General features: G+C 70.0%; 24 protein-coding genes. 16 read left to right on the forward strand and 8 right to left on the reverse strand.

Annotation, left to right across the window (positions count from 1 at the left end; genetic code table 11):
* Positions 1-126: 126 nt before the first annotated feature.
* The gene (locus tag RISW2_RS24600) at positions 127-795 is read right to left on the reverse strand and encodes a hypothetical protein (RefSeq protein ID WP_043772962.1); all 669 of its coding nucleotides are present in this window, start codon (positions 793-795) and stop codon (positions 127-129) included.
* Positions 796-968: 173 nt separating this feature from the next.
* Between RISW2_RS24600 and parA the strand changes: the two genes are divergently transcribed.
* Genes parA through zapE form a run of 3 tightly spaced genes read left to right on the forward strand, consistent with a single transcriptional unit; the run spans position 969 to position 3,558 of the window.
* Complete coding sequence (gene parA / locus RISW2_RS15450; RefSeq protein WP_043772963.1) at positions 969-1,610, forward strand: ParA family partition ATPase; 642 nt, start codon at positions 969-971, stop codon at positions 1,608-1,610.
* A gap of 54 nt (positions 1,611-1,664) precedes the next feature.
* Positions 1,665-2,507, forward strand: coding sequence for a DUF6206 family protein (locus RISW2_RS15455; RefSeq protein WP_043773059.1), 843 nt, complete (start codon positions 1,665-1,667; stop codon positions 2,505-2,507).
* On the forward strand, positions 2,500-3,558 hold the full coding sequence (zapE, locus tag RISW2_RS15460; protein ID WP_043772965.1) for a cell division protein ZapE: 1,059 nt from the start codon (positions 2,500-2,502) through the stop codon (positions 3,556-3,558). Before RISW2_RS15455 ends, zapE begins: the two co-directional genes overlap by 8 nt.
* A gap of 395 nt (positions 3,559-3,953) precedes the next feature.
* Here zapE and RISW2_RS15465 read toward each other — a convergent pair whose 3' ends face one another.
* The 4 genes from RISW2_RS15465 to RISW2_RS15480 form a co-directional block, all read right to left on the reverse strand.
* Positions 3,954-5,225, reverse strand: a complete 1,272-nt coding sequence (locus RISW2_RS15465; protein ID WP_043772966.1) for a bifunctional folylpolyglutamate synthase/dihydrofolate synthase — start codon at positions 5,223-5,225, stop codon at positions 3,954-3,956.
* Positions 5,222-6,175 carry an acetyl-CoA carboxylase, carboxyltransferase subunit beta gene (gene accD, locus RISW2_RS15470; RefSeq protein WP_043772968.1) on the reverse strand — a complete coding sequence of 318 codons (954 nt, stop codon included), beginning with the start codon at positions 6,173-6,175 and terminating at the stop codon, positions 5,222-5,224. The genes RISW2_RS15465 and accD overlap by 4 nt, the downstream gene beginning before the upstream one ends.
* Positions 6,176-6,262: 87 nt before the next feature.
* Positions 6,263-7,156 (reverse strand): CPBP family intramembrane glutamic endopeptidase, encoded by an 894-nt coding sequence (locus RISW2_RS15475; protein ID WP_043772970.1) that lies wholly within the window; start codon positions 7,154-7,156, stop codon positions 6,263-6,265.
* A gap of 7 nt (positions 7,157-7,163) precedes the next feature.
* Complete coding sequence (locus tag RISW2_RS15480; RefSeq protein WP_043772971.1) at positions 7,164-8,108, reverse strand: fatty acid desaturase family protein; 945 nt, start codon at positions 8,106-8,108, stop codon at positions 7,164-7,166.
* Positions 8,109-8,270: 162 nt separating this feature from the next.
* On the opposite strand from RISW2_RS15480, the gene ilvD reads away from it, so the two are divergent.
* From ilvD to RISW2_RS15505, 5 genes are all read left to right on the forward strand, one after another.
* Positions 8,271-10,034 (forward strand): dihydroxy-acid dehydratase, encoded by a 1,764-nt coding sequence (ilvD, locus tag RISW2_RS15485; RefSeq protein WP_043772973.1) that lies wholly within the window; start codon positions 8,271-8,273, stop codon positions 10,032-10,034.
* 4 nt (positions 10,035-10,038) lie between these two features.
* Positions 10,039-10,728, forward strand: a complete 690-nt coding sequence (locus RISW2_RS15490; protein ID WP_051492079.1) for a hypothetical protein — start codon at positions 10,039-10,041, stop codon at positions 10,726-10,728.
* A gap of 76 nt (positions 10,729-10,804) precedes the next feature.
* Positions 10,805-11,578: a DUF6478 family protein gene (locus tag RISW2_RS15495; protein WP_043772975.1), complete on the forward strand. Its 774-nt coding sequence runs from the start codon at positions 10,805-10,807 to the stop codon at positions 11,576-11,578.
* A 14-nt stretch (positions 11,579-11,592) separates the two neighbouring features.
* Complete coding sequence (locus tag RISW2_RS15500; RefSeq protein ID WP_043772977.1) at positions 11,593-11,970, forward strand: hypothetical protein; 378 nt, start codon at positions 11,593-11,595, stop codon at positions 11,968-11,970.
* Positions 11,971-12,278: 308 nt separating this feature from the next.
* The gene (locus RISW2_RS15505) at positions 12,279-13,196 is read left to right on the forward strand and encodes a DMT family transporter (RefSeq protein WP_043772980.1); all 918 of its coding nucleotides are present in this window, start codon (positions 12,279-12,281) and stop codon (positions 13,194-13,196) included.
* Between the two features lie 12 nt (positions 13,197-13,208).
* Here RISW2_RS15505 and RISW2_RS15510 read toward each other — a convergent pair whose 3' ends face one another.
* Together RISW2_RS15510 and RISW2_RS24605 are read right to left on the reverse strand one after the other, a co-directional pair.
* The gene (locus RISW2_RS15510; protein ID WP_043772981.1) at positions 13,209-13,826 is read right to left on the reverse strand and encodes a TetR/AcrR family transcriptional regulator; all 618 of its coding nucleotides are present in this window, start codon (positions 13,824-13,826) and stop codon (positions 13,209-13,211) included.
* A gap of 69 nt (positions 13,827-13,895) precedes the next feature.
* A complete protein-coding gene (locus RISW2_RS24605; protein WP_156943868.1) occupies positions 13,896-14,051 on the reverse strand; it encodes a hypothetical protein in 156 nt (51 codons plus the stop codon).
* A 168-nt stretch (positions 14,052-14,219) separates the two neighbouring features.
* Here RISW2_RS24605 and mbfA point away from each other — a divergent pair, with 168 nt between their 5' ends.
* The 5 genes from mbfA (at position 14,220) to RISW2_RS15535 (ending at position 18,232) form a co-directional block, all read left to right on the forward strand.
* Complete coding sequence (gene mbfA / locus RISW2_RS15515) at positions 14,220-15,194, forward strand: iron exporter MbfA (RefSeq protein WP_043772982.1); 975 nt, start codon at positions 14,220-14,222, stop codon at positions 15,192-15,194.
* Between the two features lie 98 nt (positions 15,195-15,292).
* Complete coding sequence (locus tag RISW2_RS15520) at positions 15,293-16,219, forward strand: AEC family transporter (RefSeq protein ID WP_043772983.1); 927 nt, start codon at positions 15,293-15,295, stop codon at positions 16,217-16,219.
* A gap of 98 nt (positions 16,220-16,317) precedes the next feature.
* Entirely contained in the window at positions 16,318-17,148 is an 831-nt protein-coding gene (gene fghA / locus RISW2_RS15525; protein WP_043772985.1) for an S-formylglutathione hydrolase, read from the forward strand.
* The gene (locus RISW2_RS15530; RefSeq protein WP_043772987.1) at positions 17,145-17,615 is read left to right on the forward strand and encodes a YaiI/YqxD family protein; all 471 of its coding nucleotides are present in this window, start codon (positions 17,145-17,147) and stop codon (positions 17,613-17,615) included. The genes fghA and RISW2_RS15530 overlap by 4 nt, the downstream gene beginning before the upstream one ends.
* A 2-nt stretch (positions 17,616-17,617) precedes the next feature.
* Positions 17,618-18,232 carry an HAD family hydrolase gene (locus tag RISW2_RS15535; RefSeq protein ID WP_043772989.1) on the forward strand — a complete coding sequence of 205 codons (615 nt, stop codon included), beginning with the start codon at positions 17,618-17,620 and terminating at the stop codon, positions 18,230-18,232.
* 7 nt (positions 18,233-18,239) lie between these two features.
* Here the strand turns inward: RISW2_RS15535 and ubiG are convergent, their stop codons facing one another.
* A complete protein-coding gene (ubiG, locus tag RISW2_RS15540) occupies positions 18,240-18,977 on the reverse strand; it encodes a bifunctional 2-polyprenyl-6-hydroxyphenol methylase/3-demethylubiquinol 3-O-methyltransferase UbiG (RefSeq protein WP_043772990.1) in 738 nt (245 codons plus the stop codon).
* Between the two features lie 52 nt (positions 18,978-19,029).
* On the opposite strand from ubiG, the gene pip reads away from it, so the two are divergent.
* The 3 genes from pip (at position 19,030) to RISW2_RS15555 (ending at position 22,315) form a co-directional block, all read left to right on the forward strand.
* Positions 19,030-19,998, forward strand: coding sequence for a prolyl aminopeptidase (gene pip / locus RISW2_RS15545; RefSeq protein WP_043772993.1), 969 nt, complete (start codon positions 19,030-19,032; stop codon positions 19,996-19,998).
* Between the two features lie 152 nt (positions 19,999-20,150).
* The gene (locus RISW2_RS15550; RefSeq protein WP_043772995.1) at positions 20,151-21,146 is read left to right on the forward strand and encodes an ABC transporter permease; all 996 of its coding nucleotides are present in this window, start codon (positions 20,151-20,153) and stop codon (positions 21,144-21,146) included.
* Positions 21,143-22,315 carry an ABC transporter permease gene (locus RISW2_RS15555; RefSeq protein WP_051492080.1) on the forward strand — a complete coding sequence of 391 codons (1,173 nt, stop codon included), beginning with the start codon at positions 21,143-21,145 and terminating at the stop codon, positions 22,313-22,315. The genes RISW2_RS15550 and RISW2_RS15555 overlap by 4 nt, the downstream gene beginning before the upstream one ends.
* Positions 22,316-22,317 lie beyond the last annotated feature (2 nt).

Here is a 22,317-nt window from a genome sequence, read left to right on the forward strand (position 1 = left end):
CAACCGCCGCACGGGTTTTCATGTTCCGTCCCTCCTGCTTTGTCCGGTCCGCGCGGACGTTGAGGGAAACGCGCGCCCTCGGCAACCGTGCAATGCGCGGCACCGACTTTCGTCTGCGCCGCCGGCTCAGAAATCGGCCCAGAGGCCGAGCTTGATCCCCATGCTCGCGTCCCCGACGAGGCCGTAGGCCCCGCCGATCTCGACCGACAGGTGGTCGGTGAGCGGCCAGACGAGCGACGGCGCGAGGCGCAGGAACGCCGGATCGCCCGACTCCTGTCCCATCTGGACCTGCAGGAGCGTCTTGCGGCCGCGCGCGCCGGTCAGGCCGAAGGTCACGTCGACCTTCACGTCCGCCCCCGTGCCGCCGCCGAGCGGCTGTTCCACCAGCGCGTCCGCCGCGACCCAGCCGCGGTCCCAGCCCATGCCGACCGAGAGCCCGGGCCGCACGACCGCCGCGCCCTCGATGCGGCCGAGGCCGAGTTCGGTCGCGATGCGGATGCGCGCGCCCTCGCGCGTGAGCGGCCAGCGCACGAAGCCCACCATCTTGCCCGCGCCGGACACCGACCGGCCGAGGTCGAGACCCGCGGTCAGCCGGTCGGTGACGCCATATTCGAGGTAGAGCGCGTCGTAACGCCCGGTGGGCTGCAGGCCGGTCCAGGTGGTGACGTCCTGCGGCCAGGTCAGGTGGACCGCGGCGCTGGCGAACCAGCTGCCGCGCTCCTGCGGCCAGGCCCCGGCCTCGACCGTCGGCGCGGCGCCGAGCCCCGCGAGGCAGAGTGCCAGAAACCGCCGCATGTCCCCTCCTTGCACAGCGTGGATCAGGAGAGCGGATCGGGGTTAAAGGCGCGTTAACCTTGGTTTTCCGGCACGGAAGGCGGTCGCGTGCAGCGCATGCGGGCCCAAGACCTATGGTCAAGTGCGCCCTGCCTGTGCAAGATGACGTGTGGAACACCACAGGAGGGGTGCCGATGGCCGGTTCCGTCATCACCGTGGCCCAGCAGAAGGGCGGATCGGGAAAGACGACGCTCGCGGCGAACCTCGCGGTGGGGTTCCTGCGCCGCGGGCAACGGGTCGCGCTGATCGACACCGACCCGCAGGGCAGCCTCGGGCGCTGGTTCATGACGCGGCTCGAGGCCGCGGGCGACGCCGCACCGGACATGGAGTTCGCCACCTCCTCGGCCTGGGGCATCACCTACGAGACCCGCAAGCTGACCGCCGCGCACGACGTGGTCATCATCGACACGCCGCCCAAGGCCGACAGCGACCTGCGGCCCGCGCTGCGCACCGCCGACCTCGTGGTGGTGCCGGTCGCCATGAGCCACGTGGATCTCTGGGCGACCGAGGGCGTGCTCGACCTCGCCCGGCGCGAGGGCAAGGAGGTCCTCGTCGTCATGAACCGCGCCCGTGCGGGCACCCGGCTCGGCGCAGAGGTGGCGCAGAAGGCCGAGGAACTGGCCGCCCGCATCGCCAGGGCGCAGTTCGGCAACAGGGTCGTCTACGCCGAGGCGCTGGGACAGGGCCGGGGCGCCGCCGAGGGCGCGAAGGGCCCCGCGCGCGAGGAGGTCGATGCCCTGACCGCAGAGGTGGCGGAGATCCTCCGGAACGGCTAGACGGGACCCGCCCCGCCACGGGGGCCGCCGCACAGGATGCCGCAGGAGATGCCCATGACTGACCGCGCCGCGCTGGCCGACCTGATCCGCGCCGACAGCGCCGCACGCGGGCGCACGATTTCGCGCCTGGGATATTTCTGCGCACCGTTCCGGCCGGCCTCGGGACCCTACACGGACCGGGTGGTCAAGATCTACCGGGGCCTGCCGGACGCCGCCGCGCTCGACCGGCTGGCCGCGGCGCACGATGCCTATGTGGAGGCGCTGCGCGCGGCGGGCGTGCCCCTGCCCGAGACCGCGTTCCACCTCGTCGACGTGGACGGCGTGCGCGTGCCGGTCGTGGTGCAGGAGGCGCTGCCCGAGGACAGCCTGATGCGCCCGCGCATGCAGACGGGGTCGCGGGACGCGACGCTCGCCATGATGCAGGCGGCGGGCGACGTCATCGCGACCTTCTGGCACAACGTCCGGGGCGATGACCGGCGCATCGGCTTTCACCCCTCGATCCGCAACTTCGCCATCCTCGACGGACGGGCGGTGTTCTTCGACACCTTCCCGCCGCTCATCGACTACGACCGGGACGAGATGGGGCGGCTCCTGCTGCAATTCTCCGAAAAGCGGCTCATGCGGCTGGTAGGACCGCTCCTGCGCGCGCGCGTCACCGGGATCCAGGACGAGTGGTATTCGGCACCCGAGACGCTCGTCGGGCTCGTGGGGTCGGCCTGCCGGCTGCGGCCGGAACACGCGGACGCCTATCTCGACTGGGGGCGCGGCTTTGCCCGCGATCGCATGACGCCCTGGGCCGACGAGGCGCTGGCGGGGCTCGATGCGCCGCCGCGGCTGCCGGGCTACTGGACGGGGTTCCGGCGGCTCCTCGGCCTCCAGGGGGAGCCCAATGTCTGAGACGCTGCCGGCGCTCTACGAACGCCGCGTGGCGGAGGGCACGCTCGACGCCGATCCCGCCCAGCGCGAGACCCTGCCCGAGTTCGAGCGCATCCGCGAGGAGCTTGCGAAGCCGCGCAAGGGCGGGCTGTTCCGCAAGGCGCCGCCGCCACCCAAGGGGCTCTACCTCTGGGGAGGCGTCGGGCGCGGCAAGTCGATGCTGATGGACCTCTTCGTCGAGACGCTCGAGGTGCCGGCGCGGCGCGTGCATTTCCACGCCTTCATGCAGGAAATCCAGTCGGGCGTGCACGCCGAGCGGCAGAAGGGCACCGAGGATCCGATCCGCCCCGTGGCGCGCAAGGTGTCCGACGCGGTGCGCGTCCTCGCCTTCGACGAGATGCAGATCACCGACATCGCGGACGCGATGATCGTCGGACGGCTGTTCGAACAGCTGGTCGCGGCGGGCTGCGTGGTGGTGACCACGTCGAACCGCGTGCCCGACGACCTCTACAAGGACGGTTTGAACCGGCAGCTCTTCCTGCCGTTCATCGATCACATCAAGGACACCATGGTGGTGAAGGAACTCGCCGCCGCCCGCGACTACCGGCAGGACCGGCTGGCGGGCACCGACACCTACTTCACCCCGAACGGACCCGAGGCGCGCGAGGCGATCGAGGCGGTCTGGCAGCGCCTGTCGGACGGGCGCGAGGAGCCGCTCGAGCTCCGGGTGCAGGGGCGCACGCTGGCGCTGCCGCGGTTCTCGAACGGGGTGGCGCGGGCGCGGTTCTACGACCTTTGCGGCCGGATGCTCGGGCCCGCGGACTACCTCAAGCTCGCCGAGACGGTGCGCGTGCTGATCCTCGAGGACGTGCCGCAGCTGAGCCGGCAGAACTTCAACGAGGCCAAGCGGTTCGTCACCCTGATCGACGCGCTCTACGAGGCGCGCACGCGGCTCATCATGTCCGCGGCCGCGGCGCCCGAATACCTCTACGTCGAAGGGGTCGGCGCGTTCGAGTTCGACCGCACGGCGAGCCGCCTGCGCGAGATGCAGTCCGAAGGCTGGGGAAGCTGACCGGGCCAGCCGCACCCGGACAGAAAGCGGGGTCCCGAAGGACCCCGAAGGCTGCTCGAATGCGGCTTGGTGCCTGTCTTGTCGCAAGGCCGGTCCGGGTGGGCCGGAACGGCGCGTAAGGGCAACCGGGACATGCTCGGCGACGCTGCTGCCAGGCACGATCCGCTTGGGCACCGCCCTGCCGGTAATCGTCGGCATGGGCGGCTCTTGGAGCGGCCTGTCGTCACGTTGCTGTCCCAGTCAGAGCCGGTGTGCGTCTCGGGGGTGCCTACCGGGGTCTTGGGCCAATCTTTGCCCACAAATGATTCGCCCGTCAACATCTAGTATCGCTGTCGATTCAAATGAGTTGTGGATAAAGAATCAGCTATATCTGGATAAGGTCGGTCGTCCCGATGTCAGCGGTTTTCCCGCAGCACCGCGCCGGCCAGGTAGAGCGAGCCGCAGATCAGGATCCGCGAGGACGGCGCCCGGCGGGCGATGCCGCGCACCGCCGACAGGACGTCGGACGCGGTCTCGGCCGCAAGCCCCGCGGCCCGGGCGGCAGCCGCGGTGTCCTCGGCCGGCAGGGTGTTGGTCTCTCCGGGCACCGGAACGGCGGTCAGGCTTTCGGCCACGCTGCCGAGGGGCCGCAGGTAGCCTGCCACGTCCTTGGTGTTGAGCATGCCGCAGACCAGGTGCGTGGGCCGCTGCGTGCGGGCCAGATGGGCGGCCAGCGCGCGTCCCGCCGCCGGGTTGTGCCCGCCATCGAGCCAGAGTTCGGCCTGCGGCGCGGCCTCGACCAGCGGGCCCTCGCGCAGCCGCTGCATGCGCGCCGGCCATTCGGCCCGCGTGACCGCGGCCTCGCAGGCGGCCTCGTCGTGACCGAGATGGCGCAACGCGGCGAGCGCGGCGCCGGCATTGTCGATCTGGTGCGGTCCGGGCAGGTTCGGCAGCGGCAGGTCCAGAAGCCCGGTCTCGTCCTGGTAGACAAGCCGCCCGCGGTCCTCGACCGCGTGCCAGTGCTGCCCGTGGGCGATCAGCGGCGCGCCGAGCCGCGCGGCCTGCGCCTCGATCACCTCCATCGCCGCGTCCTCCTGCGGACCCACCACGCAGGGCACGCCGCGCTTGAGGATGCCGGCCTTCTCGAACGCGATCTTGCCCAGCGTGTCGCCGAGATAGGCCTCGTGATCCATCGAGACCGGCGTGATGATCGTGAGCGCGGGACGCTCGACCACGTTTGTCGCATCGAGCCGCCCGCCGAGCCCGACCTCGAGCAGGGTCGTGTCCGCCGCCTCGCGCGCAAAGACGAGCAGTGCCGCGCAGGTGGTGATCTCGAAATAGGTGATGGGCTGCGAGGCGTTCGCCGCGTAGCACTCGTCGAGCACCAGCGCGAGGTCCTGCTCGGAGATCAGCGTGCCCGCGACGCGGATGCGTTCGTGGAACCGCGCGAGGTGCGGCGAGGTGTAGGCGTGCACGCGCTCGCCCGCGGCCTCGAGCCCCGCCCGGACCATGGCCTGCGTCGATCCCTTGCCGTTGGTGCCGGCCACGTGGATCACCGGCGGCAGGTCGCGCTCGGGATGACCCAGCGCCTCGAGCAGCCGCCAGACGCGGTCGAGCGTGAGGTCGATGATCTTGGGGTGCAGGGCCATCATCCTCTGCAGGATGTGGTCCGAGGTGAACGCCGTCATTCCCGCGGCTTGTCGGGGGCGCCCTCGGCACCCGGCATGTCGGCCTCGATGCGGTCGTCGGCGATGCTCTCAGGCGCGGGCAGCTCGCCCCAGACGGGCGGCGGCATGTCCATGAGCATGCGCAGCATCACGATCAGTTCCTCGCGCAGCTTGCGCCGGTCGGTGACCCGGTCGAGCATCCCGTGCTCGAGCAGGTATTCCGCCCGCTGGAAGCCTTCGGGCAGCTTCTCGCGGATCGTCTGCTCGATCACGCGGGGCCCGGCAAAGCAGATGAGCGCACCGGGCTCGGCGATCTGGATGTCGCCCAGCATGGCATAGGAGGCCGTCACGCCGCCCGTGGTCGGGTGCGTCAGCACCACGACATAGGGAAGGCCGGCCTCGCGCAGCATCTGGATCGCCACGGTGCTGCGGGGCATCTGCATCAGCGACAGGATGCCTTCCTGCATGCGCGCGCCGCCCGCGGCCGAGAACAGCACCAGGGGGCACTTGCGCTTCACCGCCTCCTCGGCGGCCTTGATGATGGCATTTCCGACGAACATGCCCATGGAGCCGCCCATGAACGAGAAGTCCTGCGCGGCCGCGACGATGGGCGTGCGGCCCATCTCGCCGTAGGCGACGAGCATCGCCTCCTTCTCGCCGGTCGCGCGCTGCGCGCCCTTCATGCGGTCCGGGTACTTCTTCTGGTCGCGGAAGTGCAGCGGGTCGGGCAGCGGATCGGGCACGGCGATCTCGACGAACATGCCGCCGTCGAAGAGCGCCTTGAACCGCTTGCGCGGCACGAGCTGCATGTGGTGGCCGCAGTTCGAGCAGACATGCAGGTTGTCGGCCAGTTCCCGGTGGAACAGCATGGTTCCGCAGCTGTCGCACTTGGTCCAGAGGTTCTCGGGGATCTCGCGGCGCGAGAAGATCGAGTTGATCCGCGGCCTGACGTAGTTCGAGATCCAGTTCATCGCGCTTCCCCCGCGGGTGCTCGTCCAGCGTGGGCCGGACTTATGTCGGCTGCGACCGGATTGCAATCCGCGCCCGCGGGCGCGCGGTCACGGGCGGCGGATGCCGAGCGCGAGGCGCGCCGCGATCCAGCTTGCCCCGAGCGCCGCGAAATCCGCGGGCAGGACGCGCCCGACCTCGTCCGCGTCCCCGGGCCCGAACGGGTAGGTGTAGAGCGCGAGCCCCGACATCGGCCCCTGCAGCGAGATGCCGAGGAGCACCACGGCGTTGTTGACGAAATGCAGCGCGAGCGCGGGACCGAGCGTGCCCGACCGCGCCGTGAGATCCGCGGCGATCAGACCGAACGCGCCCGCCCAGGCCGCGACGAGCCACGCATTCGTGCCGAAGCCCCCCGCGTAATGCCCGAGCGCGAAGAGCGCAGAGGGCAGCACCAGCCACAGGAGCGGGCTGCGGAACCGCGCGGCAAGCTGGCTCTGCAGGTATCCGCGAAAGAACAGTTCCTCGCTGCCGACCTGCACGAAGATCGCCAGCAGCGAGAGCGGCAGCAAGACGAGCCACTGGCCCGCCGCGAGGTTCGGCCGGAGCGGCTCGGGCGTACCGACCAGGGCCGCACCGATCAGCAGCCCGTTCAGGATCGTCGCGGCGGCGAGGACGCGCAGTCCCTGCGACAGGGCCGCGTCCGGCGGGCCGACGAGACTGCGCAGGCTCCGCCCGTGCAGCAGCCGCGCCGCAGCCCAGGTGCCGAGCCCGAGGAGCCCCATGGCGAAGAGGAGCGCGAGCAGGGTCGCGGGCGCCTCGGCCTGCACCATCATGCGTGCCAGCCGCGCGCCGTCCTCGGGGTGCAGGATCGCGGCGAGCGCAAAGAGCGCGTTGCCGCCGGCCAGCACCACCAGAAGCGTCATGAGGATGCCCAGCGCCAGCCGCCAGAGGGACGCGCGGGGGCGTGCGGGCGCGACGAGCGTCGCATGCGGGGCGTAGCTCATGGGCGGATCACGCGGGCCGGGACGACGCCGCGCGCAGCACGTCGAGATAGCCCCGCGCGGTCTGCATCCGCGCGCCGTGGCCCTTGTCCAGCATCAGGCGGTGCAGCCGGGGCAGGTTGTGGGCGGGCACGTGCATCACGAGGTGATGTTCCAGGTGGTAGTTCACCCGGTAGGGCGCGAGAAACAGCCGCTCGAGCGGGTTGGCAAGCGTCGTGCGGGTGTTGCGCAGCGGGTCGTCGGAAAACTCGACCGCGCCGTGCTCGGCGATGTTGCGGATGCGCAGCACCAGCTGGAACCACGTCAGCAGCGGCAGGATCCAGAGTGCGAGCCACGCCCACCAGGCGCCCGTCACCGCCCAGAACAGCGCGAAGACGACCGCGTTCGCGACGATGGCGCGGCCTATCACGGGGCCGGAGAAAGCCTGCGCCAGGTCCTGGCTCGACGGCGTGCCCTCGACCTCCCCGGCCATCTTGAGCGCGAACATGATCTGCTGCGCGCGCTGCTTGAGGCCGGTCTGGCCGGTGATGTCGCGGATCAGCTTGCGCCGGAGCGAGGCGCGGGTGGTCGGGAACGGGCGCGACAGCCTCAGGTCCGGGTCGCGGTCGGTCTGCGTGTAGCGATGGTGGGTCAGGTGATAGTGCCGGTATTCCGGAAGATCGGCGATGATCGGCCGCCCGCAGAGCCATTCGCCCGCGAACTCGTTCAGGGCACGGCTGCGGAACAGCGCGTTGTGCGCCGCCTCGTGCATGAGGATGGCAAGACCGAGCTGCCGCGAGCCGATGATCGTGAACGCGAGGAGGAAGGTCAGCGGGTTCGGCCAGAGCGCGAAGACCGCCAGCGCCCCGAGGATCAGCCCCCAGCAATGGGCGACGAGCCACGCGCCCCAGAGATCCGAGCGGCCGGACAGGCTGCGGATCTCTTCCGAGGTGAGAAAACGCTTGCCGGGTGTCATCACCGACTCTCCTATCGCGCGGAAAGTGTGGCCACCCGCGACGGCGGCTGTCAATTCAACGGCTCGTGTGGCGCTCGCGTGACGTTGCGGCGGGCATGCGCCTTGTGGACGCGCACCCGCTTTTGTATTGCGGAGGAAAATCGCGCCCGGAGGACCCCACCCATGCTCAAGCGCCCGTTCGACAAGTCGAAGCTGCCCAGCCGTCACGTGACCGAAGGTCCCGCGCGGGCGCCGCACCGGTCCTACTACTACGCCATGGGCATGACCGAGGAGGAGATCCACCAGCCCCTGGTCGGCGTCGCCACCTGCTGGAACGAGGCCGCGCCCTGCAACATCGCGCTGAGCCGCCAGGCGCAGGCGGTGAAGATGGGCGTCAAGCAGGGCTTCGGCACGCCGCGCGAATTCACCACGATCACCGTGACCGACGGCATCGCCATGGGCCACGAGGGCATGCGGTCCTCGCTCGCCAGCCGCGAGGCCATCGCCGACACGGTCGAGCTGACCATGCGCGGCCACTGCTACGACGCGATCGTTGGCCTTGCGGGCTGCGACAAGTCGCTGCCGGGCATGATGATGGCGATGGTGCGCCTCAACGTGCCGTCGGTGTTCATCTACGGCGGCTCGATCCTGCCGGGCAAGGCGCCGCAGGTCGACGAGATCCCCGAGGATTTCCGCTCGCGCGACCTGACCGTTCAGGACATGTTCGAGGCCGTCGGCCGCCACCAGAACCAGCAGCTGTCCGACAAGGCGCTCGACATGCTCGAGCGCGTGGCGTGCCCCTCGGCCGGCGCCTGCGGCGGCCAGTTCACCGCGAACACCATGGCCTGCGTGTCCGAGGCGATCGGCCTCGCGCTCATGAACTCCTCCGGCATGCCTGCGCCCTACGAGAGCCGCGACAGCTATGCCGAGGCGTCGGGCCGCGCGGTCATGGACCTGATCGAGAAGAACATCCGCGCGCGTGACGTCGTCACGCGCAAGAGCCTCGAGAACGCGGCGCGGGTCGTCGCCTGCACCGGCGGGTCGACCAATGCGGGCCTGCACCTGCCGGCGATCGCCCACGAGGCGGGGATCGAGTTCTACCTCGACGACGTGTGCGAGATCTTCCGCGACACGCCCTATTTCGTCGACCTCAAGCCCGGCGGCCAGTTCGTGGCCAAGGATCTCTACGATGCCGGCGGCATTCCCGTGGTGATGAAGGAGCTGCGCAAGGCGGGCCTCATCCACGAGGAGTGCATGACCGCCACCGGCCGCACCATCGGCGAGGAACTGGACCTGATCGAGCGCGAGGCCGATGGCCGCGTGATCCACCCGATCTCGACGCCCATCACCAAGACCGGCGGCGTCGTGGGCCTCAAGGGCAACCTTGCGCCCGAGGGCGCCATCGTGAAGGTCGCGGGCATCCCGGAGGAAGGGCAGGTCTTCACCGGGCCCGCCCGCGTGTTCGAGAACGAGGAAGAGGCCTTCGAGGCGGTGCGCGCGCGGTCCTACAAGGAAGGCGAGGTCATCGTCATCCGCAACGAGGGTCCCGCGGGCGGACCGGGCATGCGCGAGATGCTGGCGACCACCGCGGCGCTGTCCGGCCAGGGCATGGGCAAGAAGGTCGCGCTGATCACCGACGGGCGCTTCTCGGGCGCGACGCGCGGGTTCTGCGTGGGCCATGTCGGCCCCGAGGCGGCGCATGGCGGGCCGATCGCGCTGCTGAAGGACGGCGACCTCATCACCATCGACGCGGTCAAGGGCACGCTGTCCGTGGACCTGTCGGACGAGGAACTGGACCAGAGGCGGCAGGCCTGGAGCGGCGCGCGGCCGACGAACTACGCCGCCGGCGCGCTCTGGAAATATGCCCAGCTCGTGGGCGCGACCTACAAGGGCGCGGTGACGCATCCCGGGGCCGCGGCCGAAACCCACGTCTACATGGACCTCTGAACCCATGATCCTGCGCCGCCTCTCCGTCCTGATGCTGACGCTGCTGGCGCTCGGCGCCTGCGACGTCACGTCGGAAGAGGCGGCGCGCGGCTTTCTCGCGGATTTCGCCGCGCCCGGATCGGCGGGCGGGCGCGATGCGCTGTCCGAACCGGCGGCGGGCCCGCCCCCCGTCGGACGGGTCGCGCTGGCCGGCGGGGCCGTGGTCGTCGCGGGTCCGCGCGGCTACTGCATCGATCCGGTCACGATCGAATCCGCCGAGGACGGCGGGTTCGCCGTTCTCGCGAGTTGCAGCATCCTGTCGGGCGGCGCGTCGGGGCCGTCGGTGGCGCCCGCGCTCGTCACGGTCACCGTGGGCGGCCCGCAGCCCGCGCCCGTCCTTCCGGACGCCGCGACGATCGCGCGCGCGGCGGGCGTGCCGCTTGCGACCGACGCCACGCGCGGGCCGCTCGTGCTGGCGCAGATGGCCCGGGGCGGGGATACCGCGCTCGAGGGCGGGGACGCGCGCCACTGGCGCGGCGCCTTCCTGATGGGACGGCGGCTCGTGGCGCTTGCGCTCTACGCGCCGTCCGGCAGTGCCATGGCGGGCCGCGACGGCGCGCGGCTCCTGCAGGGGGTGCACGAGGCCATCGTGCGGGCGAGCCCGGACATCCCTGCCCCCATGTCCGGCCGCAGCGCGTCCCCGTCGCGCGGCTGATTGGGCATTTATCGGTCGGAAGGCTTTTGCCATAACACTCGGGCGGGGACACAACCGCCCGGACGGATCGGGGTTCATGGCAGGCAGATCACGCGGACCGCTCGACAGGCTGGTGCAGCGCGCCGCGGCGCTCCGCTGGCAGCGCGCCGCCGCCGACGCGCGGGAGGCGAGCCTCGACGACCTGCGCCGGGACCGCAGCGCCGCGCGACGGATGAAGCGGCATCTCGACGCCTTCCTGCACGTGGCCGAGGGCCGGCTGGCGCTGCCGGCGATCGGAACCCAGGCCTTTCCGCGGCCGCATGACACCGACTGGGCCTGGCGGCCCGAGGCGTGGTGCGGCCCGCTCGCGGTGCCCGGGATCGCCGCGGCCCCGTCAAAGGCCCCGCTCGGGGACGAGGCGACGCTGTTCCACGACTGCCGCGTGTCCGAGGTGACGATGCGCCAGGTCCGCAACACGCGCGCGGCCGACCTCGCCCCGTTCGGCCTGCGGCTCGACGTTTTCCGCTTCGACGGGACCTACCTGTCGCTGGCCGTGGACCTGCCGCCAGCGGCGGCGCTCGGCCTGCAGCGGCGGCACCTGATCCGGCTCGAAAGCATCGTCGAGATGGAGCGCCCCATCGCGATCTTCGCCCGGCTCAACATCAAGCACGGCCCGAATGTCGAGCAGCTGGTCCGCGAACTGCCCCTAGGGCAGGACGAGACGCGCATCGAGTTCGACCTGGCCTACACGAAACTGAACGAGAAGCGGGTCGAGAAGCTCTGGTGCGACCTGATCTTCGAGGGACCGCAGATGAACCAGGTGATCCTGCGCGACCTGACCTTCAGCCGCCGCCCGAGGGCGGACCTGTGAGCGAGGACGGCGCGATGAGCCCCTATACCCTGACCAAGACCCGCTTTTCCGAGGGCACCTGGGAGGGCGTGGTGACCGCGGACGGACGCGGAACGCCGCGGCCCGAACTGGTGGCGACGCATCTCGGCACCTCCCTGACGGGCGTGACGGTGACCGACACCGCCGAGCCGGGGCGCTGGGTCCTCAAGGTCCCGGTGCCGCCGCAGGCGGTGGGCGACGGCGTTCAGACCGTCCTCATCGCGGACGCGCGCACCGACGCCACGCTCGGGTCGGTCACGCTGGTGGCGGGCGAGCCATTGCACGGCGACCTCCAGGCCGAGATCGACCTGCTGCGCGCGGAACTCGACATGCTGAAGCGCGCGTTCCGCCGCCACTGCGCGGAAACCGCCTGAGCGCGGATCCCGGCCCGCGCGACCGGAGGTTTCGGGGATGATGCGGGACCGCCGCACCTTCGTGCGCCGGCCCCGCAGGTCCCTGCACCCCCGCTCTGAAATGGATCAGCAGAATATGGTCGCTGCGGCTAGAAATTCCGGCTGCGCCGGGTCCCCGGACGCAAGATACACCCGCCGCGGCAGGCGTGGATTCAAATCTGTGTTTCATCACGGACTGAAACTCCGCGGGGTGCAACAGCGCGGTTGCCTTGACCTTGCCGGGACCGGAACCCACGGTGGCGTGAACCTTCCCTCCGGATACCTGCCCCATGTCGTCGGCGCTGCGCGGCATCCTTCTCAAACTTGCCTCCGTGGTGCTGTTCGTCGTGATGTCGGCGATGATCAAGGCGACCGCGCCTGAGGTTCCGCCCGGTGAAGCGGTATTCTTCCGCTCCTTCTTCGCGATGCCGGTCATCCTGGTCTGGCTCTGGGGACGGCATGACCTGACCACGGGGCTGAAGACGTCGAACCCGCTGGGCCACCTGTGGCGCGGGCTGATCGGGGTGACGGCCATGGGCTTCACCTTCGCCGGGCTCGGGCTGCTGCCGCTGCCCGAAGTGACCGCGATCGGGTTCGCGGCACCGCTGCTCACGGTGATCTTCGGCGCGGTCCTGCTCGGCGAGAAGGTGCGGATGTTCCGGATGAGCGCGGTCGCGGCCGGGCTCGTGGGGGTCAGCATCATCATCTGGCCGCGCCTCAGCGTCGACGCGGCGACGCAGGCGGCGACGCTCGGCGCGATGTTCGTGCTGCTGTCCTGCGTGTTCCGCGCCCTTGCGCAGATCCAGATCCGGCGCCTCGTGGCGAAGGAGGAGACGTCCGCGATCGTGTTCTACTTCTCGCTGACCTCGTCACTCCTGGCGCTGCTGACGCTGCCCTGGGGCTGGATCGTGCCCGACCCGAAACAGGCGGTGTTGCTGGTGGGCGCGGGCGTCCTCGGGGGGATCGCGCAGATCCTCATCACCTCGGCCTACCGGTTCGGCGAGGCGGGGCTGCTCGCCCCGTTCGACTATGCGGCGATGCTTTTTGCGCTGGTGATCGGCTATGCGGTCTTCGGAGAGGTACCGACGGCGCCGATGCTGGCCGGGGCAGCGATCGTGATCGCCGCCGGCGTGCTCATCATCTGGCGCGAGCGGCAGCTGGGTCTGAAACGCGGCCGCGCCCGCGCGGGGCTTACCCCTCAGGGTTGAGGCGGGGCCCCGTCAGGCGCCGTAGCGGGCGAGGAACGTCAGCACGGCCCCGTCGATCACCCGGGCGCGTTCCGCCTCGGTGAACCGGGTCTGGATGCCGAAGACGAGACGCGGCCAGAGATCCGTCTTGCAGAGCTCGGCGAACTGGTCGGCGGCGAGCTCCATGTCGTCGATGACAAGCTCGCCCCGCGCCGCGGCCTCGGCAAGGTAGCCGGACAGCGCCTGCCGCACCACCATCGGGCCGCACTGGTAGAACTCGCGCCCGAGTTCCGGAAAGCGGTCGGACTCGGCCACGCACATGCGGAAGATGTTCTGCCCGAGGTCGGACAGGATGAAGGCCAGGAACGCCTTCGCCACCTGCGGCAGAACCTCGGCCGGCGGGCGGCTGCGATCGATGGTCGTCAGCGCCTCGTCGGCCTGGTTCTGGCACTGGCCCATGGCCACTTCCATGAACAGCAGGCGCTTGTCGGGGAAGTAGCTGTAGAGCGTCGCCTTGGAGACGCCCGAGGCGCGCGCGATGTCGTCGACGCTGGCGCCCTCGAACCCCTCGCGCATGAAGATCTCGCGCGCACCCTGGATGACCTGGGCGTATTTCCGCCCCTTGCGCACCTTGGCCGCATTCGCGGTCATGAGATCACTCCGTCGCCCGACGCGCCACTATAGACCGCGCGTCGGAGCGGCGGCAAGGCTGGCCCCGGGTCAGCCCCGGTCGACCTGCGGCACCGGAGGCTGGGGAACCGTGGGCGCGCTCGGCTCGGGGTAGGTCAGGTTGGGAAGGGTCATCGAAGGGATGCCCGCACTTGCGGAGGCCGCGATGGCGACGAGGGCGGCGGCAACGAGGATGGACTTGCGCATTGCAGTGACTCCTGTGGAAGACATGCGACTGATCTAAACCGTTCAGTTCAAAACGCAAGAGATTTCCGAACCGATCGGTTCACTTTCAGCGGAGCGCCGCTGTCCCGGGGCCTTGCGCGGCGCCGGCAAACGCGTAGATTAGAATCGTTCTAAATCTTTGGAGGTGCCATGGCACTCCTTCCCTACCGAAAGCGGTTCCGCGACCTCGACGAACGCGAGGTGCTGGCGTTGGCGATCTCGTCCGAGGAGGAGGACGGGCGCATCTATCGGCTCTATGCCGACCGGCTGCGGGCGGATTATCCCGCCTCGGCCCGCGTCTTCGACGGTATGGCCGCCGAGGAGGACACCCACCGGCGCGCGCTGATCGACCTCTTCACCCGCCGGTTCGGCGCGGTCATCCCGCCGATCCGCCGCGAGCACGTGGCGGGAGGGCTGTCCCGGCGCCCGGTCTGGCTGGTGGAAACCCTCGGGCTCGAACGGATCCGGGACGAGGCCGCCGCGATGGAGCGCGAGGCCGAACGCTTCTACCTCGAGGCGGCGCGGCGCAGCACCGACGCGGACACCCGCGCCCTGCTGGGTGACCTCGCTGCCGCCGAGGCGGGCCACCGCGGCACGGCGGGCGAGCTCGAGGCCGAGCACCTGGGGCAGGACGCGCGCGACGACGAGGACCGGACCGCGCGGCGGCAATTCGTGCTGACCTGGGTGCAGCCGGGACTGGCCGGGCTCATGGACGGCTCGGTGTCGACGCTCGCGCCGATCTTCGCCACCGCCTTCGCGACGCAGGACACGTGGACGACCTTTCTCGTGGGTCTCGCCGCGAGTGTCGGCGCGGGCATCTCCATGGGCTTCACCGAGGCCGCGTCGGACGACGGGGCGCTGTCCGGGCGCGGCTCGCCGGTCAAGCGCGGCATCGCCTCGGGCGTCATGACGACGCTCGGGGGGCTCGGTCACGCCCTGCCCTACCTCATCCCGCATTTCTGGACCGCCACGCTCACCGCCTTCGTCGTCGTGTTCGTCGAACTGTGGGCCATCGCGTGGATCCAGAACCGTTACATGGAGACCCCGTTCGTGCGGGCGGCCTTCCAGGTGGTGCTGGGCGGCGCGCTCGTCCTCGGCGCGGGCATGCTCATCGGCAGCGGCTGAGGCCGGCGGGCTGCGCGGTGCGGCAGCCTCGCCGCGCCGCGCAGCACACGCGTCCCTTGCCGATTGACCGGCCGGGAAAGGCTGCTACCAAGGCGCACATGCTCGAGATTTTTCTCAAGACATTGCCCTTCTTCGCATTGATCGGCCTCGGCTACGGCGCCGGGCGCACGCGCTTCTTCAGCGAGGAGGCGACCGCCTACCTCACCAAGTTCGTCTTCTACTTTGCGCTCTCGGCGATGCTGTTCCGCTTCTCGGCGAACCTGTCCATCGCCGACATCTTCGATGCGCGCCTCGCCGCGGCCTACCTCTGGGGCACGGCCTTCGTCTACGGCATCGCGCTCGGCGTCGCCTACTGGCGCAACCAGTCCACCGAGGTCGCGGCCATCGAGGCCCAGTGCGCGGCCATCGGCAATACCGGGTTTCTGGGCGTGCCGATGCTGGCGCTGCTGCTGGGGCAGGCGGCGGTCGGGCCGATCATCCTGATCCTCGCCATCGACCTCATCGTGTTCTCCTCGCTGCTCGTGATCCTCGTGACCGGGTCGCGCGACGGGCGCATGTCGGCCGCGGTTCTCGGGACCGTGGGCATGGGGCTCTTGAAGAACCCGATGATCGTCTCGATCGTGCTTGGGCTCGCCGTGTCGGGACTGGCGCTGCCCGTGCCCGGACCGGTGAACGAGTTCCTGTCGATCCTCGGTGACGCCGCGACGCCCGGCGCGCTCTTCGCGATCGGCGCCTCGCTGGCGTCGAAATCGGCCGAGCGGCTGACGATCGCGGGCTGGCTGTCCTTCTGCAAGCTGGTGCTGCATCCGGCGCTCGTCGCCGCGGGCGCCTACGTGTTCTTCCCGACCGATCCCTACAAGGCGGCGGTGGCGGTTTCGGCCGCGGCGCTGCCGGTCGCGGGCAACGTGTTCATCCTGGCGCAGCACTACGGGATCGCGCCGCAGCGCGTGTCGGCATCGATCCTGATCTCGACCGCGCTGTCGATCCTGACCGTCTCGGCGGTCATCGCGCTCGTCCAGGTCTGAGGCCGACGCGAAACCGCCAATCGTCGAGGTTGCGCGCGCGGCCGGCATCGGGCACGCCTTGGCGCAACGACCGCGAACGGACAGGAGAGACCGACGCCATGGAAACCGTATCCGAGAACCGCTCCTACGGCGGCACGCAGGGGGTCTACCGGCACGCCTCGGCCGCCTGCGGCTGCGACATGACCTTCGGCCTCTACCTGCCCGAAGAGGCGAAGACCGCGCCGGTCCCGCTGCTGTGGTACCTCTCGGGGCTGACCTGCACGCACGAGAACGCCATGACCAAGGCGGGCGCTCAGGCATGGTGCGCCGAGCAGGGCATCGCCATCGTTTTTCCCGACACGAGCCCGCGCGGCGACGGCGTCGCCGACGACGAGGCCTACGACCTGGGCAAGGGCGCGGGATTCTACGTGAACGCGACCCAGGACCCCTGGGCCAAGCATTTCCGGATGTGGGACTATATCACCGACGACCTGCCCAAGATGCTGGCCGAGCATTTCCCGCTCGACATGGACCGCCAGTCGATCTGCGGCCATTCCATGGGCGGACACGGCGCGCTGACCATCGCCATGCACCACCCCGAGCGGTTCCGGTCGGTGTCGGCCTTTGCGCCCATCGCGCATCCGACCCAGAGCGACTGGGGCAAGAAGCAGCTCGGGGCCTATCTGGGCGCCGATACCTCGACCTGGGCGCCGCACGATTCGACGCTGCTGATGCGCGAGAAGGGCTTCGACGGGCCGATCCTCATCGACCAAGGCGACAGCGACAACTTCCTCGACCTGCTCAAGCCCGAGGCGCTGGCCGAGGCGATGGCCGCGCGCCGTCAGGAAGGCCAGTTCCGCGTTCAGAAGGGCTACGACCACAGCTACTTCTTCATCTCCACCTTCATGGAGGACCACGTGTCGTTCCACGCCGAGGCGCTCTACGGGTGAGCGTCCTCTACGTCGACGCCGACGCCTGCCCGGTCCGGGACGAGGCCGAGCGGGTGGCGACGCGACACCGGGTGCCGGTGCGGATGGTGTCGAACGGCGGCATCCGCCCCTCGCGCAACCCGCTGGTCGAGATCGTCGTCGTGTCCGAGGGTGCCGACGTGGCGGACATGTGGATCGCCGACCGCGCCGGACCGGGCGACGTGGTCATCACGCAGGACATCCCTCTCGCCGCGCGCTGCGTCGCATCGGGCGCCCGGGTGCTGAAGCCCAACGGCGAGGCGATCACCGGGGCCAATGCCGGCCAGGCGCTGGCGATGCGCGACCTTGCCGCCGACCTGCGCGCGGCCGATCCGTTCCGGCAGGGGGGCGGACGCGGGTTTACAAAGGCGGACAAGGCGCGTTTCCTCGACGCGCTCGAGCGCGAGATGCGCGCGGCGGTGCGAGAGACACAGCGGAAAGAGGGGTAGGCATGACCATCGGGGCAGTCGTCTTCGACATCGGGAACGTCCTGATCGAATGGCAGCCGGAACGGCACTACGACGCGGTGATCGGCCGCGCGCGGCGCGAGGCGCTGTTCGCGGAGGTCGACCTGCACACGATGAACGACGCCATCGACCGCGGCGGCGACTTCCGCGAGACGGTCATGGCCTGCGCCGACAGACACCCGGACTGGGCAGACGAGATCCGGCTCTGGCACGATTCGTGGCTGCGGCTCGCCGGCCCGGCGATCCCGCAATCGGTCGCCGCGCTGCGCGGGCTGCGGGACGCGGGCGTGCCGGTCTTCGCGCTGTCGAATTTCGGCGTCGGCACCTTCGCGGTGGCCGAACCCGAATATCCGTTCCTCGCGGAATTCGACCGCCGCTACATCTCGGGCCACATGGGCATGGCGAAGCCCGATCACGACATCTACGCGGCGCTGGAGGAAGATTGCGGGGTGCCGCCCGGGCAACTGCTCTTCACCGACGACCGGGCGGACAACATCGCCGTGGCGGCCGCGCGCGGCTGGCAGACGCATCTTTTCGAGGGGCCCGAGGGGTGGCTCGCGCGGCTTCGGGCCGAGGGCCTGCTGACCGCCGCGGCCTGACCGCGCCTCAGCGGCGGAGCGCGGTCACCACGTAGTTCACCGACAGGTCCCGCGGCGACAGCCGCCAGGTGCCGGCGACGATGTCCGGCACCATGCCCTTGCGGTCCACGGGATCGAGCCCGCCTGCCGCCATCAGGCCCTCGAGCTCGTCCGGCGTGAGGAAGCGCCGCCAGTCATGGGTGCCGCGCGGCAGCCAGCGCAGGATCCACTCCGCGCCCACGATGGCGGCGGCGAAGCTCTTTCCGGTGCGATTGAGCGTCGACGCGACGAGAAGCCCGCCAGGCCGCACGAGCCGCGCGAGGTCGGCGAGGAAGGTGGCTGGATCGGCCACGTGCTCCACGATCTCCATCGCGAGGACGACGTCGAAGCGCCTCCCCTCGGCCGCGAGCGCCTCGGCCGTGATGGCGCGATACTGGATGGACAGCCCCGACATCTCGGCGTGGGCGCGCGCCGCGGCGACGTTGCCCGCGGCCGCGTCGATCCCGGTGACCGCCGCGCCGAGCCGCGCCAGCGGTTCGCAGAGCAGGCCACCGCCGCAGCCCACGTCGAGCACGCTCAGCCCCTCGAAGGGGCGCGACGCGGCGCGGTCGCGGGCGAATTCGCCGGCGATCTGGTCGGCGATGTAGTCAAGCCGGCAGGGATTCATCGCGTGCAGCGGCCGCGCGGCGCCGTCCGGGTCCCACCAGTCCTGGGCCATCGCCTCGAACTTGGCGACCTCGGCCGGATCGATGCTCGTGTCGCTCATCTGTCAGAAATTCCCATGGCCATGCCCTCACCTTCTCTCATATAGCTTGGGCATGGACAAAGACCTCGGTCAAAAACGCGCGGTGCAATACCTCTACCCTCCGCTCGACCCGTTCGACCAGCGGATGCTCGACGTGGGGGACGGGCACAGCATCTATGTCGAACAATGCGGCAACCCCCGCGGCACGCCGGTCATCGTGCTGCATGGCGGCCCGGGCGGCGGCTGTTCCCCGGCGATGCGGCGCTACTTCGACCCCCGCGTCTACCGCGTGATCCTCTTCGACCAGCGTGGCTGCGGCCGGTCGCGGCCGCATGCGAGCGTCTCGCACAACACCACATGGCACCTCGTGTGCGACATCGAGCGCATCCGCAAGGAGCTGTCGCTTGGCCCGGCCATCGTCTTCGGCGGGTCGTGGGGCGCGACGCTGTCGCTGATCTACGCGATCTCGCACCCCGAGTCGGTGACGCACCTCGTCCTGCGCGGCGTCTTCCTGATGACGCAGGCCGAGCTCGACTGGTTCTACGGCGGCGGTGCCGGTCTCTTCTGGCCCGAGACATGGGCGCGATTCACCGACCTCGTGCCCGCGGACGAGCGCGACGACCTGATCGCGGCCTATCATCGGCGGCTCTTTTCCGGCGATCTCAGGATCGAAACGAAGTTCGCGCGCGCGTGGTCGGCGTGGGAGAACGCGCTCGCCTCGGTGCATTCCTCGGGTCACGGCGGCGAGGCGCCGGGCGACTACGCGCGGGCTTTCGCGCGGCTCGAGAACCACTATTTCACGAATCGCGGCTTTCTCGACCACGACGGCTGGATCCTCGACAATGTCGACACGCTGGCGGGCATCCCGGGCGTGATCGTGCAGGGCCGCTACGACATGATCTGCCCGCCGGTGCGCGCCTGGCAGCTGGCGCGGCGCTGGCCCGCGGCCGAGCTGCGCATGATCCGGAACGCGGGTCATGCCCTGTCCGAGCCGGGGATCAGCGCGGAGCTGGTGCGAATCATGGATGAGCTTGCTCACTGACGACATGATGATGTCGGTTTTCGACATTCTTCTTTACAATCTTCGGGTGTCGACTACCGTTCGCTGCGCCCTGCGTCCGGGGCGGGACCCGCATGTCGGCGCCCGTCGGGCAGGGTGACTTTACGAGTGGCGACACAGCAAGACGAAAAGACGTGCCGAACGTATTCGCGATCATCCTCCAGAGGCTGCTTCTGGGCCTCCTGACCCTCTTCGTCGTCTCCATCATCATCTTTGCCGCGGTGAACATGCTGCCCGGCGACTTCGCCCAGGTCATCCTCGGCCAGGGCGCGACGCCCGAGGCGACGGAAGCGATCCGGCGCGACCTCGGGCTCGATCGGCCGGTCGTGCTGCGCTACTTCGAGTGGCTCGGCGGTGCGCTGCAGGGCGACCTCGGCCGATCCTTCGCGCAGGCGAACTTCGCGAGCTTCGTGGGCGCGGACGCGGCCGGCGGCACCACCGTCCTGCAGCAGATCGCGCCGCGCTTCGCCAACACCATGTTCCTTGCCGGCGTGACCGCCGCCATCGCGGTGCCCTTCGCGGTCGGCCTCGGCATCCTCGCGGCGCTCTACCGCAACACCGTCTTCGACAAGGGCACGAACGTCTTCGCGCTGACCTCGATCTCGAGCCCCGAGTTCTTCCTCGCCTACGTGCTGATCCTGTTCCTTGCGGTGCTGAACCCGATCCTGCCGTCGTTGTCGAACATCTACGCGGGCATGAGCCTCGGCGAACGGCTGGAGCGTTCCCTGCTGCCGGCGCTGACGCTGACGCTGGTGGTGACCGCGCACATGATGCGGATGACGCGCGCGGCGATCATCAACCTGCTCGCCTCGCCCTATATCGAGATGGCGCGGCTCAAGGGCATGACACCGATGCGGGTCATCGTGCGGCACGCGCTGCCGAACGCGCTGGCCCCGATCATCAACGTCATCGCCATCAACCTCGCCTACCTCATCACCGGGGTCGTGGTGGTCGAGGTGGTGTTCGTCTACCCGGGCATCGGCCAGCTCTTCGTCGACGCGGTCAAGACGCGCGACATCCCGGTGGTGCAGGCCTGCTGCCTGATCTTCGCGGCGGCCTACATCGTCCTGAACCTCGTGGCCGACATCCTGTCGATCCTGTCGAATCCCCGCCTGAGGCATCCGAGATGAACGTCTGGCTCTGGGCCCTCGCCGCGCTTGCGACGCTTCTGCTCGCGGCCTATGCCCTTCGCGCCGCGGGGCGTGCCGCGACCGCGGGCGCGCCCGCCTTCCGCGACATGACCTTTGCCGTGGCGTTCGGCTACGTCCTGGCCGCGGCCGCCTTGGCCGGCGGCGTCTGGCTGTGGGTCCAGCCGGGCGCGGTGTTCTTCCGCTGGGCGGTGCAGTTCTTCGCGATGGCGACCGCGGCGGCCTTCCTCTTCCGCCTCGCCGGACGGCACGTGGGCACCGAGGCAACGCGCAAGGCGTTCCGCCAGATGCCGCTGACCGCCGCGTTCGGGCTGCTGACGATCCTCCTCTACGCGGTGACCGCGATCTTCGCGGACATCCTCGCGCCCTACGGCCAGTCCGAGGTGGTGGGTGCCGTCAACATGCTGCCCGGCGGCGACCCGGCGACAGGCGGCGATCCGGCGCACCCGCTCGGCACCGACCAGATCGGCCGGGACCTGATGTCGCGTCTGATCTACGGTGCACAGAACACCGTGGGCATCGCCTTTGCCACCACCTGCATCGCGTTCTTCCTCGGCGGGTCGCTGGGTTTCCTGGCCGCGACCATCGGCGGCTGGCTCGACAACCTGCTGGCGCGCGCGGTCGACGTGCTGATGGCGATCCCGTCGCTGATCTTCGCGCTCCTGCTCATGACGATCGCAAGCGCCTGGGCGGGCAACCAGCAATGGCAGCTCACGCTCTACATGGTGATCATCATCGCGGTGATCGATTCGACCCGCGTCTTCCGGCTGGCGCGCGCGGTCGGGCAGTCGATCGTCGTCATGGACTACATCGAGGCGGCGAAGCTGCGCGGCGAGGGCCTGGGCTACCTCATCTTCCGCGAGATCCTGCCCAACGCCACCGCACCGCTCCTGGCCGAGTTCGGGCTGCGCTTCTGCTTCGTATTCCTGACCATCGCGGCGCTGTCCTTCCTGGGCGTCGGCATCCAGCCGCCCCTCGCGGACTGGGGAACGATGGTGCGCGACCTCGCGCAGTTCATCAACTTCGCCGCGTTCTCCCCGCTTGCCGCCGCGCTGCCGCTGATGGCCGCGGGCGCGATCGCGCTCTTGACCGTGGCGGTGAACTTCGTCGTCGACTGGATGCTGCACCGCTCCTCGGGATTGAAGGACTGACC

Source organism: Roseivivax isoporae LMG 25204, from assembly GCF_000521865.1.
Lineage (GTDB): Bacteria > Pseudomonadota > Alphaproteobacteria > Rhodobacterales > Rhodobacteraceae > Roseivivax > Roseivivax isoporae.

Coding starts and splice junctions, on each gene's coding strand:
- RISW2_RS24600 (WP_043772962.1), bottom strand. CDS start 795: ATGCGGCGGTTTCTGGCACTCTGCCTCGCGGGGCTCGGCGCCGCGCCG.
- parA (WP_043772963.1), top strand. CDS start 969: ATGGCCGGTTCCGTCATCACCGTGGCCCAGCAGAAGGGCGGATCGGGA.
- RISW2_RS15455 (WP_043773059.1), top strand. CDS start 1,665: ATGACTGACCGCGCCGCGCTGGCCGACCTGATCCGCGCCGACAGCGCC.
- zapE (WP_043772965.1), top strand. CDS start 2,500: ATGTCTGAGACGCTGCCGGCGCTCTACGAACGCCGCGTGGCGGAGGGC.
- RISW2_RS15465 (WP_043772966.1), bottom strand. CDS start 5,225: ATGACGGCGTTCACCTCGGACCACATCCTGCAGAGGATGATGGCCCTG.
- accD (WP_043772968.1), bottom strand. CDS start 6,175: ATGAACTGGATCTCGAACTACGTCAGGCCGCGGATCAACTCGATCTTC.
- RISW2_RS15475 (WP_043772970.1), bottom strand. CDS start 7,156: ATGAGCTACGCCCCGCATGCGACGCTCGTCGCGCCCGCACGCCCCCGC.
- RISW2_RS15480 (WP_043772971.1), bottom strand. CDS start 8,108: ATGACACCCGGCAAGCGTTTTCTCACCTCGGAAGAGATCCGCAGCCTG.
- ilvD (WP_043772973.1), top strand. CDS start 8,271: ATGCTCAAGCGCCCGTTCGACAAGTCGAAGCTGCCCAGCCGTCACGTG.
- RISW2_RS15490 (WP_051492079.1), top strand. CDS start 10,039: ATGATCCTGCGCCGCCTCTCCGTCCTGATGCTGACGCTGCTGGCGCTC.
- RISW2_RS15495 (WP_043772975.1), top strand. CDS start 10,805: ATGGCAGGCAGATCACGCGGACCGCTCGACAGGCTGGTGCAGCGCGCC.
- RISW2_RS15500 (WP_043772977.1), top strand. CDS start 11,593: ATGAGCCCCTATACCCTGACCAAGACCCGCTTTTCCGAGGGCACCTGG.
- RISW2_RS15505 (WP_043772980.1), top strand. CDS start 12,279: ATGTCGTCGGCGCTGCGCGGCATCCTTCTCAAACTTGCCTCCGTGGTG.
- RISW2_RS15510 (WP_043772981.1), bottom strand. CDS start 13,826: ATGACCGCGAATGCGGCCAAGGTGCGCAAGGGGCGGAAATACGCCCAG.
- RISW2_RS24605 (WP_156943868.1), bottom strand. CDS start 14,051: ATGCGCAAGTCCATCCTCGTTGCCGCCGCCCTCGTCGCCATCGCGGCC.
- mbfA (WP_043772982.1), top strand. CDS start 14,220: ATGGCACTCCTTCCCTACCGAAAGCGGTTCCGCGACCTCGACGAACGC.
- RISW2_RS15520 (WP_043772983.1), top strand. CDS start 15,293: ATGCTCGAGATTTTTCTCAAGACATTGCCCTTCTTCGCATTGATCGGC.
- fghA (WP_043772985.1), top strand. CDS start 16,318: ATGGAAACCGTATCCGAGAACCGCTCCTACGGCGGCACGCAGGGGGTC.
- RISW2_RS15535 (WP_043772989.1), top strand. CDS start 17,618: ATGACCATCGGGGCAGTCGTCTTCGACATCGGGAACGTCCTGATCGAA.
- ubiG (WP_043772990.1), bottom strand. CDS start 18,977: ATGAGCGACACGAGCATCGATCCGGCCGAGGTCGCCAAGTTCGAGGCG.
- pip (WP_043772993.1), top strand. CDS start 19,030: ATGGACAAAGACCTCGGTCAAAAACGCGCGGTGCAATACCTCTACCCT.
- RISW2_RS15555 (WP_051492080.1), top strand. CDS start 21,143: ATGAACGTCTGGCTCTGGGCCCTCGCCGCGCTTGCGACGCTTCTGCTC.